Below are 12,886 nucleotides of genomic sequence, written 5' to 3'. Positions count from 1 at the left end.
CCCTCCTATACATAACGATGAATCACAACATTAATACGATTTTTTCTAGTTTTCCCTTTTATCTCCTCTAATTTTATTCTACCAAAGCCTCTAAGAGTTAAAAAATCGTTAACTTTAACATTAGAAGAAGGTGTAGCAACTTTCCCATTGATTAATGCTTTTTCATTTTTTACTAAATTCACAACTTTACTTCTTGATATTTGAAATCCACAACTTAAAATAGCATCTGCCCTTAAAGAAGATACAGTAGCATTAATTTCTTTTATTTTAGGTTGAGGAATAACGATTTCTTCAAACTTTATTTCTTTAATTTCAATTTTTGTATTTTTAATTTTAAATAAATTATTTATAATATAAAAATGTATATCTTTATGAACAAATATAACGGCTTTCTTATCGTCAACTACTAATATATCTCCAATTTTACTTCTATCTATTCCAAGACTTAAAATAGACCCTAAATAATCTCTATGAGATATATTGGTTTTAGAAGCTTTGAGAATAATTTCAATAGGAACAATGGGGAAATCATTATTTTCTAATTCCTTATAATCTGGACACAACCCTATAATTTTTCTCTCACTATCATCATATCCACCAAATGCTTTTACTTTAATATCTGAAATTGAATAAAGCATATTCAAAAATTTATCTAATTTATACATATCAATAAAATCAGTAAACATATTTTCATGTCTTTTTAAACAAATATTTACTCTATCTAATATTTTGCTTGCAAGAAATTTTTCTTCTATATCAGTAAATTTTGATAAGTATGTTATTTTATTAATCATTTTGATCCTTTCAATACCAATAATAATTACATAATATAATAAAGTATTGTGTTTTTTATAAATTCCAAAAGAAATAAGGCTATAATAGGGGAAAAATCAATCATTAATCCTTTTCCCCCTAAAACTGATTTTTGCATTAAAGCTCTGATAGGCCCTAAAATAGGTTCAGTTAATTGATATATTATTAAAACGAATGGATTATCCCTATTAATAGGAAACCAAGACAAAATAACCCTAATAAAAATTAACATATTTAATATATAAAAAAATATTTCAATAGCTACACTTAATATTGATTTAAAATTCATAATTTTCCTCCATTATTTTGCAACACCCATCCAAGGCAAGATAATTCCTTTTGTTTTTAATTCTTCTTTAAAATTATTAGCTATATCTACATTTTCTGGAGCAATAATAAAAATATTATTTGCTACTCTTTGCACATCTCCATTTAAAGCATAACATGCTCCACTAAGAAAATCCATAACCCTTTGAGCAATATCATGATCCATATTTTCTAAATTAATAACTACTGGTTTTTTAGATTTTATATGGTCACAAATTTCTTGAGCTTCATCATATTTTTGAGGATTTGTAATGACTACTTCCATTTGAATATTAGTATGTATATTTACAATTTTAGAATTACTACGAGAACGTACATTCTTAATTGAAGTAACTTCTGGTGTTGAATCCATTTCTTGTGTTTCTTCGTATTCATCTTCTGGATTTACGAATCCCATCACATCCATCATTTTATCTAAAAATTTTGCCATTGTATAGCCCCCTTATATTTTTAATTATAATTTCTTTCACCAAATATACCTGTCCCAATTCTTACCATAGTTGCCCCTTCTTCTATAGCTACTTCGTAGTCATTTGTCATTCCCATAGAAAGTATTTCCATACTTATATTATCAATATTTCTTTTAGATATGTCAACAGATAATTGTTTTAGATTTCTAAAATGAGTCCTATTTTCTTCTGGATTTTCTACATATGGGGCTATAGTCATAAGACCTTTGACCCTTATATTTTCTAAATTTTTAACTTTATCTATTAAAGGTTCTACCTCTTCCATAAAAAGGCCAAATTTGGTTTTTTCTTTTGCTACATTAACTTGTAATAATATATCCATTATTTTTCCCTTTTTAGCTGCTTGTTCATTAATTTTATAAGCTAATCGTTCACTATCAACTGAATGAATTAAATCTACTTTATCTATTATGTATTTCACTTTATTAGTTTGAAGATGTCCTATTAGATGCCAATGAATATTTGTGTCTATATGTTCATATTTGCGCATTATTTCTTGTACTTTATTTTCTCCTATATGACATATACCAGAAGAAAGAGCTTCTTTAATTCTAGGCACATCTACTGTTTTAGTTACTGCTATTAAAGTAATATCTTCATATTTTCGACCACTTTTTTTAGCAGCAATATCAATTTTTCTTTTTATTTCTTCTATATTATTTTTAATTTGAGACATTTGATTTATACCCCTTTATTTAATTATTTTCAATAACATTAAATTCATTTACAAATTGATTTTCCAAAACATTTGTAGCATCTGAAACAATTTGATCATATATTTTTATACCAGATGAATTATTATTTTCAATTATGGCATAATCTTTATTTTGAAATAATATTTCTACATGTTTAAATTTTATAATTCCTCCATTTACAACAAAAACTCCTGTTTTTGATAAAGTTTCTTTTATAGTAAATTCAATTTCTGTATTTTCAGGAAAAACTAAAATATCATATAATTTAAGAGAAGAAAAATCTTGAAGTACATATATATTTTCTTCATCTTCAAAATCAGCAACAACAGAAATTAACTCATCTTTATTTAATCCTTTTTTTATCACTACTGTTTTATTTCCAGAATATTGGATGTAATTTTTAGGAATTTTTAAAAAAGTTTTTTCTACTATAGCATTAATGGGTATTTTAATACCTTCATAATTATCTTTTATTATTTCAAATTCTATATTTCGTTTATCAATAAAAGGTAAAATCTGTTCAGTGCTTTGTAATACAAAAACTATACTATCTTCAATGGACTTAATACTATAAATTTTAGCTTTTACTGTAATATCTTCTTCGTTAAATTTAATTAAAACTTCATCATTAATTTCCCATTCTTTAGCTATATCCTTAGATACTATTCCAGCCACATACCAATCATAATTATCTACTACTTTAAAAAGTGGGTCTTCTTTTTTTATGGTAGAATTTTGAGTTATATATTTCCCTTTATATATTGTTTCAAAATCGCTTTTAGTTAAACTATTTAAATTTTCAGGAGAAAATTTTTCTTCAAAACCGTCTATATAATAAGATATAATTCCACTTGTTTTTGCAGTAATAAAATTAGAATTTTCAGAAATTAAATTTTCATATTCTTCTTTTTGGGAAATTAAATTTTGTAAAGAAGAAGACTGTTCTTTAGATAAAAGAATATATTTTTTTTTAATTTCTGAGTTAATAGAATCTTTCAATGAATAAATTTGTGAATAATCATTATCAAACCCTATATCTATAATTTGATTTATTAAATTATAAATTTCATAATTAATATTATCAATATCTTTTTGAATAATGGAAAATTCTTTTCTTTGATTTTGAACTTTTATTATATTCTCATTAATTTTATCAATATTTTCTTTAATTTCAGATAAAATTTGATTATCTCCTATCATACATATAGGAGTGTTATCTTTAACTTTTTCGCCTTCATATACTAAATATTGAATATTTCCATCTTGATTACTTCTTACCACTGTTTCGTTACGAATAATAATGCCATTTACTTTAATATTATTATTAATAGTCCCCGTTTGAACTATTTCAATGGACAAAGGAGTTTTTTTAGCCAATTTTACTCCAGAAGATATTAAATAAATAATTATAATAATTGAGAAAAAACTTCCTACTAAGATTCTATTATTTTTTGATTTTCTTTTATGCTTTTTTAATTTTGCCATATAATCCTCACACTTATCAAAAACAAGTATTTATCTAATATTTTATATACTATAATTAAATAAAAAAAACAAGTAAAACTTTATAAAATTTAAAATATAATTAAATTATATATATTTCCTTTAATTGTATATCTTATCATTTTATATGTCAAGGTTTAAAAAATTAAGACTGGATATTAAGTAAAAAACTTAAAAAAAAAGATATAATAGGAACAACTATATGTTCCTAATTATATCATAAAATGTCTGCTTCTTTTTTATAAAAAAATGTTTTTATTGGAGAAAATAGATATTTATGTGAAAGAATTATTTGTTCAGTATTTCCTACAAATAATACTCCGCCAGTTTTTAATGAATTATTAAATTTCTTATATATTTTATTTTTAGCTTCATCAGTAAAATAAATAAGAACATTTCTACATACTATTAAATCACATTTATTAGGATATGGATCTTTTAATAAATCATGCTGCTTAAAAGTTACACAATTTTTTATTTCATCAGAAATTTTATAATCTTCTCCTACTTTTTTAAAATATTTTAATAAAAATTCTTTTGAAACTCCCGAAATACTTTTTTTATTGTATAAACCTATTTGAGCTTTTTCAAGTACTTGTTTATCAATATCTGTAGCCAATATTTTTATTTGAGATAAGGGTATAAATTTAGCTAAAGTCATAGCTAATGAATAAGGCTCTTCTCCTGTTGAACAGGCAGCACTCCATATTTTAATTGTTGAAGAATTTTTTAATAAATATGGAATAATTTCTTTTTCTAATATTTCCCATTGAACAGGATTTCTAAAAAATTCTGAAACATTAATAGTAATATAATTAATAAATTCTTTATAAAGTTCCTTATTATTTTTTAAAGCTTTTAAATAAGAAAAATAATCTTTATAATTATTTTTTCTAATTAAAGCATTTATTCTACGTTTCATTTGTCTTTCTTTATAACTGTTTAAATCTATTCCCGTCATAAATAATATTTGTTTCTTAAAATCTTCATAGGTATTAAACATTTAATCCTCCAAGACTTTAATTAAATTATATAATTTTTATATTAAATTTTTGATTAAGAAATATTATCTTCTAACTGTTTTTTACTTAAAGTAATTTTTTTATGTTCTGGATCAATTTTTAATACTTTTGCTTCAATTATTTCTCCAACTTTAAGTTCATCCTCTGGTTTATTTACATATTTATTAGCAATCTGTGAAACATGAATTAATCCATCTACTCCCGGTTCTAATTCCATAAATGCCCCAAAAGGAACCAATCTAACTATTTTCCCTTTTACAACAGAATCTACTGGATATTTTTCTTCTATTTTAAACCAAGGATTGTTTTCTTCTGTTTTCATTGATAAAGCAATTTTTTCTTTTTCTTTATCAAGCTCAATTATTTCTACTTCTACTTCTTGACCTATCTTAAGAACATCATCTACTTTATTTATTCTATTCCATGATATTTGAGAAATATGAAGTAAACCATCTATTCCTCCTAAGTCAACAAAAGCTCCAAAATCCGTTATATTACTTACAATTCCTTTAACTTTTTTCCCTATTTCAAGTTCATTTAGTAATTGTTGCTTTTTCATGTTGCTTTCTTCTATAAGAATTTGTTTTCTATCTCCTATAATTCTTTTTCTTTTCTTATCAAATTCAATTACTTTAAATTCAACAGTCTTTCCTAAAAAACTATTTAAATCTTTTACAAATCTTTCTTCTATTAAAGACATAGGAATAAAAATTTTTATTTCATTGCTTATTGCAATTATTCCCCCTTTTACTATTTCTATTACCTTTCCTTTTAAAATAGTTTTATTTTCATAAGCTTCTTTAACAATTTCTAAACCTTTTTGAGTATCAACTCGTTTTTTTGACAATTCAACTATTCCTTCCATGTCATTTACCCTTAAAATATATGCCTCTATTTCATCCCCTACATTAACTACATCTTGAAGATTTAAAGTAGGATCATTTGAAAATTCAGATTTAGAAATAATTCCATCAGATTTATATCCTAAATTAACAGATACTTCTGTATCTGTTATATTTATCACAGTTCCTTTAACAATTTGTCCACTTCTTAAGGAAATAAAAGACTGATTTAATAATTCTTCAAAATTTTCATTATTAGTATTTTGCAAATCATTCATTTTAGCAATAACCTCCTTTATTATACGAGCAGGAGTTGATGCCCCTGCGGTTATACCAATTTTATCATTAGATTTGAAATTATTCAACTTTAAATCTTTTACGGTTTCTATATGATAAGTATTATTACAATATTGCTTACAAATTTCATATAATTTTTTAGTATTAGAACTATTTTTTCCTCCAATAACAATCATTTTATTAACTGTTTTTGCAATTTTAATTGCTTCTTGTTGTCTATTAAAAGTAGCTTTGCAAATCGTATTAAAAGCTTCTACTTTATAATTTTTATTTTTAAAAGTCTTTAATATATCATTAAATTTATCTTCTCTATAAGTTGTTTGAGATACTAAACATATAGGAATATCATTTTTTATTCCTATTTTTTCTATATCTCTGTCATTTTCTATAATAAATGCTGTATTATTACTCCATCCTTCTATCCCTTTTACTTCTGGATGATTTCTATCTCCTATAATTACTATTTGATATCCTTTCTTAGAATGTTCATATACAATTTTATGAATTCTTTTTACATAAGGACAAGTAGCATCTATATATTTTAATCCTTTTTCTTTTATATTTTCATATATACTTTTGGGAACTCCATGAGACCTAATTACTATTGTTCCTTTATTAATATCTTCTATTGAATTTATTGGTAGCACATTCTTTTTTTTTAATTCTTCCACTACTTGAGAATTGTGTATAATTGGTCCATAGGTATATAAAGGTTTCTTATCTAAATTATCATAAACCATATTAATTGCTTTATTTACACCAAAACAAAATCCTGCTGTGGAAGCTACAATAATCTCCATTATTTTCCTCCTTAAGTTTTAATTATAAAAATCTTTAGGAATTAATTTTACAATTTTTTCAATAACTTCTTCTACTGTCATTCCTGTAGTATCTATTTCAATTGCGTCTTTTGCTTTTTTTAAAGGAGCAAATTCTCTAGAAGAATCATTTTTATCTCTTTGTTTAATTTCATTTTTTATTTCTTCTAAAGAACAATTTACTCCTTTTTGAAATAATTCCTTATATCTTCTATTAGCTCTTTCTTCTACACTTGCTGTAAGAAATATTTTAATGTCTGCATTGGGAAGCACATAAGTTCCTATATCTCTTCCATCCATAACAATAGAAGTCCCTTTTGCTATATTTCTTTGTAATTCTACCATTTTTATTCTAACTTCTTTAATAGTAGCAACTGCAGAAGCTCCTCTAGAAACTTCATTAGTTCTAATTTCATTAGATACATCTTTACCATTTAATAATACTCTTTGATTATTTTCTTTATATACTATCTTTATATCTATATCATCTAATATATTTTTGATACTTTCTTTATCATTATAATTTATTTCATTATTAATACAGTATAATGCAACTGCTCTATACATTGCTCCAGTATCCACATATATAATTTTTAATTTATTTGCTAATAATTTCGCAATAGTACTTTTTCCTGCTCCAGCAGGTCCATCTATAGCTATGGAAAAATGTTTCATATTTACCTCCTCCAATAAACTAAATTTGGGCGAACACAGTTCGCCCATATAAACATAAAGGACTATATTTTTAATCTAATAAGTCCGGTCTTAATACAACTGCTCCTTTTAAATATACATGCTTCATTTCAATTTGAGATTTTTCAGTTTTAATTTGAACCATAACTCTTATACACATTTTTAAACTATTCTGCACTTTCATTTCTTGAAAACACAGTAATGCAGCGTGAGTTATTTTTAAATTTCTTGCCGCTATAGCAGGATATGCTGCATCAATATCATCTGTTGCAGTAAAAATTATAGATATTATATCTTTAATATCTATATTATTTCTATATATAATTTCTTCTAAAAGTTCTTGTGTATTTTTTAAAATATCTTCTTTAGTATTTTTTTCAACAGTAATTGCACCTCTTATAGCACATATACACATACCAGCTCTCCTATTTCATTAATTTTAATATAAATGAGATGTATCATTTAAAAGACTTAATATCCAATCATCATTATCTTTTTTTTCTATAATAGATAAAGAAACATTTCCTAGCCAAAATTTTCTATATAAAGATAAATCTATATTTAATAATGTCATAATCAAAATTTTTAAAGCAGCTCCATGAGAAACTATAATAAAATTCCCACTTGAATGTTCTGAAGTGATAATTTTAATAGCTTCTTTTAATCTCATCTGTACAGCTTTTAAACTTCCTTCTCCTGGGAATGTATATTTATGTGGTTCTAATAAAAATTTTTTATATTCTTCTCCATATATTTTTTTTAATTCAGAAGAAGTGTATCCTTCCCACTCTCCAAAATTAATTTCTCTTAATTGGGGAAGAACCTTAACTTTTAGTTTTTTTATATTTCCAATACAGTTTGCTGTTTCATAAGCTCTTGATAAATCTGAAGAATAAATTGCATCTATTTCATATTTTTCCATTCTATTTGCGATAGCTAGAGCTTGTTTTTTACCTATATCATTTAAAGGAACGTCTGTGGACCCTTGATATTTATGTTTTAAATTCCACTCTGTTTCTCCATGCCTTATTAAATATAATTTAATCATCTTATTCCCCTTTATGTTTTTTATTTTTATTTAAAGAGTATGTTATATTAAAATCTTCATCTTCGTTATCATATACTTGATATTCTGCCCAAATTTTTTCAAGATTGCTTAATGTAGATGATATTTCATCTTTTTTCTTTAGACTAATTGCCATTATTAAAGCATTCAGAAGACTCATAGGAGCTACTAAAGAATCTACAAAAGAAGCCATATCACTCCTTGCAAGCAAACTATAATCTGCATATTGAGTCATAGGAGATAATGGACTATCTGTAATAGTTATAACTGTAGCTTTTTTAGATTTTGCAAATTCCATAGCTTTTAAAGTGCGTTTGGAATATCTTGGAAAACTTATACCAATAACAACATCCTCAGAATTCATTTTATAAATTTGTTCGAACATTTCACTAACACTATTAGTATGAATTAATTTAACATTATCAAATAAAAGATTAAAGTAAAATCCTAAAAAACTAGCTAATGAAGCAGAACTTCTAACTCCTAATATATAAATTTTACGAGCTTTTAATATAGCATCTACTGATTCATCAAAAACTTTTTCATCAACTTCTTCTAACGTATGTTTAATTTTATCTGCATCCGATTGAAGTACATATTTAAGAACATGTTTTTGTTCTAAACGGTCAGATGCAACTTCCATTCGTTGTACAGCAGTTAATCGATTTTTGACTAATTCTTCTAAAGCCCTTTGCAATTTAGGATAACCATCATAACCTAATTCATTAGCAAATCTAACTACTGTTGATTCACTAACTCCTACAATTTTTCCTAATTTTGCTGCAGTTAAAAAAACTGCTTTATCATAGTGAGTTAAAATATAGTTAGCTATAAGTTTTTGTCCTTTACTTAATCTAGGTAAATTACTATGAATTCTTCTAATTAAATCATTTTTTCTATGCATAAAGGGTTCCTCACATTACTTTTAAATTTTATTTATAACAATTAATAATTAAATATTTTATAACACTATTATATATAAAAAACGCATTTTTACAAATACTATTATATATAAAAATTTATAATTAGTCTATTTAATTATATAATAAATATTATTAATTAGTATAAATAATTTATTTAAATATGATATTATTACTCTAAAAAAGAGAGTTTTAAAATTACTTTTTTTAGTAGTTTTTATCACTCTCTTTTTGTTAAAAATTTTTAAATTAAAAAAATTAAAATAAATTAATTATTTTATATTTTAAATTAAATAAAGAAACTGTTACACATTTGAATTATTTAAATTCATTGTGCAACAGCTTCTTTTATTTTAAACAGGATAAACTTTATTTTCTGTATCTGCTAAATTGGGGTCAACTTTTGTTTTTTGAGCTTGACGATATTTAAAGAATTCTTCTGCAACTTGAGGAAATAAAGCATAAGATAATACATCTTCATCTTGTTCTTTATATTGCTTCATTTGTGATTCTATTTTCTCTAGTTCTGGTTCTAATAAATCTGCAGGACGACAAGTAATAGGTTCTTCATCTCCAATAATTATTTTTCTTATTTCTTCAGAGATTGGAACAGGTGTTCTACCATACTCTCCACGAACAAGAGCTTTAGATTCTTTTGTAACCATTTTATATCTTTCACCCATTAGTACATTAAGAACAGCTTGAGTTCCTACTATCTGACTAGATGGAGTTACCAATGGAGGATATCCAAAATCTGCACGAACTCTTGGTATTTCTTTTAATACATCATAAAAACGATCTTCTGCATTTTGATTTTTAAGTTGTGAAACTAAGTTAGATAACATACCTCCAGGTACTTGATATAAAAGAGTTTTAATATCAACTCCTAATACTTTAGGATTTAAAAGCCCTTCTTCCATAGCTTTTTCACGAAGAGGTCTGAAATAGTCCGCAATTTCTGATAATAATCCTTGGTCAAGTCCTGTATCATAAGGAGTTCCTTTAAATGTTTCAACCATTACTTCAGTAGCTGGCTGTGCTGTTCCCATAGAAAATGGTGACATAGCTGTATCAATTATATCAGCTCCAGCTTCTACACCTTTTAAATATGTCATTGCTACAACCCCGCTAGTATAGTGGCCATGAAGTTGAATAGGTATGTTAACAGCTTTTTTAAGTGCAGAAACTAATTCATAAGAATTATAAGGGACTAATAACCCAGCCATATCTTTTATACAAATAGAGTCTGCTCCCATATTTTCAAATTGCTTTGCTAATTTCACATAATATTCAAGAGTATGTACCTTACTTAAGGTGTAAGAAATAGCAACTTGAGCATGTCCTTTTTCTTTTTTAGTTGCTTTAATTGCAGTTTCAAGATTTCTTGGGTCATTTAAAGCATCAAATATACGAATAATATCTATACCATTAGCAATACTTTTTTGAACAAAATATTCTACTACATCATCTGCATAATGACGATATCCTAATATATTTTGACCTCTAAGAAGCATTTGAAGTTTTGTATTCTTAATAGCATTTCTTAATTTTCTTAAACGTTCCCAAGGATCTTCTTTTAAGAAACGTAGGGATGCATCAAAAGTTGCTCCTCCCCATACTTCCATGGAATGAAATCCTACTTTATCCATTTTTTCTGCTATTGGAAGCATTTGTTCTGTTGTCATTCTTGTTGCAATTAAAGATTGATGGGCATCACGAAATGTAGTATCAGTAATTTTTACTGGTTTAGCTTTAACTTTTTCAGCCATCATTCTACCTCCTTTTTAAATTAAATTAACCAAATATAGACAATAATACTCCTGCTGCAATAGCTGACCCAATAACTCCTGCAACATTTGGTCCCATTGCATGCATAAGTAAAAAGTTTGATGGATTTTCTTCTTTTCCTACTTTTTGTACAACACGAGCTGACATAGGTACTGCTGAAACTCCTGCAGCTCCAATTAAAGGATTAACCTTTCCACCTGATACTTTATACATAATTTTACCAAAAAGGACTCCTGTTGCTGTTCCAATGGCAAATGCCACAAGTCCAAGTGCTAAAATACCTAATGTTTTAGGATTTAAAAATGCTTCCGCATTTGCAGTTGCACCAACTGTAATTCCTAAGAAAATAGTTACAATATACATAAGAGCATTGGATGCAGTTTCTGCTAATTTATTTGTAACACCACTTTCTTTTAAAAGATTTCCAAACATAAGCATTCCTATAAGAGGTGCGGCTGCTGGAAGTAATAATACAACTAAAATAGTAACTATAATAGGAAATAATATTTTTTCATTTTTAGAAACAGGTCTTAATTGTTCCATTTTAACTTTTCTTTCTTCTTTTGTAGTTAAAGCTCTCATAATTGGTGGTTGAATAATAGGTACTAAAGACATATATGAATAAGCTGCTACAGCAATAGGTCCTAATAAATGTGGAGCTAATTTAGTAGTTAAATAAATTGCAGTAGGTCCATCAGCTCCTCCAATAATTCCTATACTTGCAGCCTCTGGCCCATTAAAATGGATAGCTGGAACAATATATTTTAATAAAAGCGCTCCTAAAAAAGCAAAAAATATTCCAAACTGAGCTGCGGCTCCTAGCAAAATACTACGTGGATTAGCAATTAATGGTCCAAAATCAGTTAATGCTCCAACTCCCATAAAAATAAGTGGTGGAAAAATTCCTAGTTCATCTCCCTGATAGAGATAATATAAAAGTCCGCCTATTTGGTCACCTATTGGATGATCCATTAAACCACTTAATGGGAGGTTAACTAATAACATTCCAAAAGAAATAGGTAATAATAATAATGGTTCGTATTCTTTTTTTATAGCTAAATACATAAGTATAAGGGCAACTATCATCATAATAACATTACCCATAGTTAATGCCGAAAAACCTGTGCTACTAAGAAAATCTTTTAAGGTTTCTCCTAGCATAGATAAAAAATCCATGTGCTTTGCTCCCTTCTTTTTTAATGCTCCGGATACTATTTCATTTAGTCAATCGATGCGATTAAATCTCCAGTATTTACAGAAGCTCCTTTAGATACGTTAATGGAAGCTACTTTTCCATCTGCTGGGGCAACAACTTCATTTTCCATTTTCATAGCTTCTAAAATAGCAATAACATCTCCTTCTTTTACGTTATCTCCTACATTAACTTTAATATCTAAAATAGTTCCTGGCATAGGTGCAGTCACTTTATTAGCTCCTACTGTTGTTGAAGTAGATACTTTATTAGTTTCTACTTTTGGTGTTGCTGGAGCTGGAGATGGATTTTGTGCCATTGCAGTAGTAGATACTTGCCCACTGCCTTGTAACTCCTCTACCTCTACTTCATATGTATTTCCATTTACAGTAACTTTAAATTTTCTCATTTTTAATCCTCCTTCAATTATTTAAATATTT

The 12,886-nt window shown here is 26.3% G+C and carries 14 protein-coding genes; all 14 read right to left on the bottom strand.

Features of this window, described 5'->3' with window-relative positions:
- Positions 1-5: 5 nt before the first annotated feature.
- Positions 6-794, bottom strand: a complete 789-nt coding sequence (locus OM90_RS03180; RefSeq protein WP_058485444.1) for a YlmH family RNA-binding protein — start codon at positions 792-794, stop codon at positions 6-8.
- A 26-nt stretch (positions 795-820) separates the two neighbouring features.
- Complete coding sequence (locus OM90_RS03175) at positions 821-1,102, bottom strand: YggT family protein (RefSeq protein WP_058485443.1); 282 nt, start codon at positions 1,100-1,102, stop codon at positions 821-823.
- Between the two features lie 12 nt (positions 1,103-1,114).
- Positions 1,115-1,570: a cell division protein SepF gene (locus OM90_RS03170; protein WP_058485442.1), complete on the bottom strand. Its 456-nt coding sequence runs from the start codon at positions 1,568-1,570 to the stop codon at positions 1,115-1,117.
- A gap of 20 nt (positions 1,571-1,590) precedes the next feature.
- Positions 1,591-2,286, bottom strand: a complete 696-nt coding sequence (locus OM90_RS03165; RefSeq protein WP_058485441.1) for a YggS family pyridoxal phosphate-dependent enzyme — start codon at positions 2,284-2,286, stop codon at positions 1,591-1,593.
- Between the two features lie 19 nt (positions 2,287-2,305).
- Positions 2,306-3,790, bottom strand: coding sequence for an HlyD family efflux transporter periplasmic adaptor subunit (locus OM90_RS03160; RefSeq protein WP_058485440.1), 1,485 nt, complete (start codon positions 3,788-3,790; stop codon positions 2,306-2,308).
- A 235-nt stretch (positions 3,791-4,025) separates the two neighbouring features.
- Entirely contained in the window at positions 4,026-4,811 is a 786-nt protein-coding gene (locus OM90_RS03155; RefSeq protein WP_058485439.1) for a CheR family methyltransferase, read from the bottom strand.
- A 53-nt stretch (positions 4,812-4,864) separates the two neighbouring features.
- The gene (locus tag OM90_RS03150; protein ID WP_058485438.1) at positions 4,865-6,769 is read right to left on the bottom strand and encodes a bifunctional 4-hydroxy-3-methylbut-2-enyl diphosphate reductase/30S ribosomal protein S1; all 1,905 of its coding nucleotides are present in this window, start codon (positions 6,767-6,769) and stop codon (positions 4,865-4,867) included.
- A gap of 18 nt (positions 6,770-6,787) precedes the next feature.
- Complete coding sequence (gene cmk / locus OM90_RS03145) at positions 6,788-7,462, bottom strand: (d)CMP kinase (RefSeq protein ID WP_058485437.1); 675 nt, start codon at positions 7,460-7,462, stop codon at positions 6,788-6,790.
- A gap of 70 nt (positions 7,463-7,532) precedes the next feature.
- Positions 7,533-7,895, bottom strand: coding sequence for a chorismate mutase (aroH, locus tag OM90_RS03140; RefSeq protein ID WP_058485436.1), 363 nt, complete (start codon positions 7,893-7,895; stop codon positions 7,533-7,535).
- Positions 7,896-7,919: 24 nt separating this feature from the next.
- The gene (locus tag OM90_RS03135) at positions 7,920-8,528 is read right to left on the bottom strand and encodes a histidine phosphatase family protein (protein WP_058485435.1); all 609 of its coding nucleotides are present in this window, start codon (positions 8,526-8,528) and stop codon (positions 7,920-7,922) included.
- 1 nt (position 8,529) lies between these two features.
- Positions 8,530-9,450, bottom strand: a complete 921-nt coding sequence (locus tag OM90_RS03130; protein ID WP_058485434.1) for a MurR/RpiR family transcriptional regulator — start codon at positions 9,448-9,450, stop codon at positions 8,530-8,532.
- A 369-nt stretch (positions 9,451-9,819) separates the two neighbouring features.
- A complete protein-coding gene (locus OM90_RS03125) occupies positions 9,820-11,235 on the bottom strand; it encodes an oxaloacetate decarboxylase subunit alpha (RefSeq protein ID WP_058485433.1) in 1,416 nt (471 codons plus the stop codon).
- A 25-nt stretch (positions 11,236-11,260) separates the two neighbouring features.
- Complete coding sequence (locus OM90_RS03120) at positions 11,261-12,430, bottom strand: sodium ion-translocating decarboxylase subunit beta (RefSeq protein ID WP_058485432.1); 1,170 nt, start codon at positions 12,428-12,430, stop codon at positions 11,261-11,263.
- A 44-nt stretch (positions 12,431-12,474) separates the two neighbouring features.
- Positions 12,475-12,855: a biotin/lipoyl-containing protein gene (locus tag OM90_RS03115; protein ID WP_058485431.1), complete on the bottom strand. Its 381-nt coding sequence runs from the start codon at positions 12,853-12,855 to the stop codon at positions 12,475-12,477.
- Positions 12,856-12,886 lie beyond the last annotated feature (31 nt).

This window comes from Defluviitalea phaphyphila (assembly GCF_001466305.1).
Lineage (GTDB): Bacteria > Bacillota > Clostridia > Lachnospirales > Defluviitaleaceae > Defluviitalea_A > Defluviitalea_A phaphyphila.
Note: the sequence above shows the minus strand (reverse complement) of the source record. Positions and strands in the feature narration are given on the sequence as shown.

What these genes read in the sequence shown, in the direction of transcription:
- OM90_RS03165 (WP_058485441.1), bottom strand. Translation starts at nt 2,286, where the DNA reads ATGTCTCAAATTAAAAATAATATAGAAGAAATAAAAAGAAAAATTGAT.
- OM90_RS03180 (WP_058485444.1), bottom strand. Translation starts at nt 794, where the DNA reads ATGATTAATAAAATAACATACTTATCAAAATTTACTGATATAGAAGAA.
- OM90_RS03170 (WP_058485442.1), bottom strand. Translation starts at nt 1,570, where the DNA reads ATGGCAAAATTTTTAGATAAAATGATGGATGTGATGGGATTCGTAAAT.
- OM90_RS03175 (WP_058485443.1), bottom strand. Translation starts at nt 1,102, where the DNA reads ATGAATTTTAAATCAATATTAAGTGTAGCTATTGAAATATTTTTTTAT.
- OM90_RS03150 (WP_058485438.1), bottom strand. Translation starts at nt 6,769, where the DNA reads ATGGAGATTATTGTAGCTTCCACAGCAGGATTTTGTTTTGGTGTAAAT.
- OM90_RS03115 (WP_058485431.1), bottom strand. Translation starts at nt 12,855, where the DNA reads ATGAGAAAATTTAAAGTTACTGTAAATGGAAATACATATGAAGTAGAG.
- OM90_RS03130 (WP_058485434.1), bottom strand. Translation starts at nt 9,450, where the DNA reads ATGCATAGAAAAAATGATTTAATTAGAAGAATTCATAGTAATTTACCT.
- OM90_RS03125 (WP_058485433.1), bottom strand. Translation starts at nt 11,235, where the DNA reads ATGGCTGAAAAAGTTAAAGCTAAACCAGTAAAAATTACTGATACTACA.
- OM90_RS03135 (WP_058485435.1), bottom strand. Translation starts at nt 8,528, where the DNA reads ATGATTAAATTATATTTAATAAGGCATGGAGAAACAGAGTGGAATTTA.
- aroH (WP_058485436.1), bottom strand. Translation starts at nt 7,895, where the DNA reads ATGTGTATATGTGCTATAAGAGGTGCAATTACTGTTGAAAAAAATACT.
- OM90_RS03120 (WP_058485432.1), bottom strand. Translation starts at nt 12,430, where the DNA reads ATGGATTTTTTATCTATGCTAGGAGAAACCTTAAAAGATTTTCTTAGT.
- cmk (WP_058485437.1), bottom strand. Translation starts at nt 7,462, where the DNA reads ATGAAACATTTTTCCATAGCTATAGATGGACCTGCTGGAGCAGGAAAA.
- OM90_RS03155 (WP_058485439.1), bottom strand. Translation starts at nt 4,811, where the DNA reads ATGTTTAATACCTATGAAGATTTTAAGAAACAAATATTATTTATGACG.
- OM90_RS03160 (WP_058485440.1), bottom strand. Translation starts at nt 3,790, where the DNA reads ATGGCAAAATTAAAAAAGCATAAAAGAAAATCAAAAAATAATAGAATC.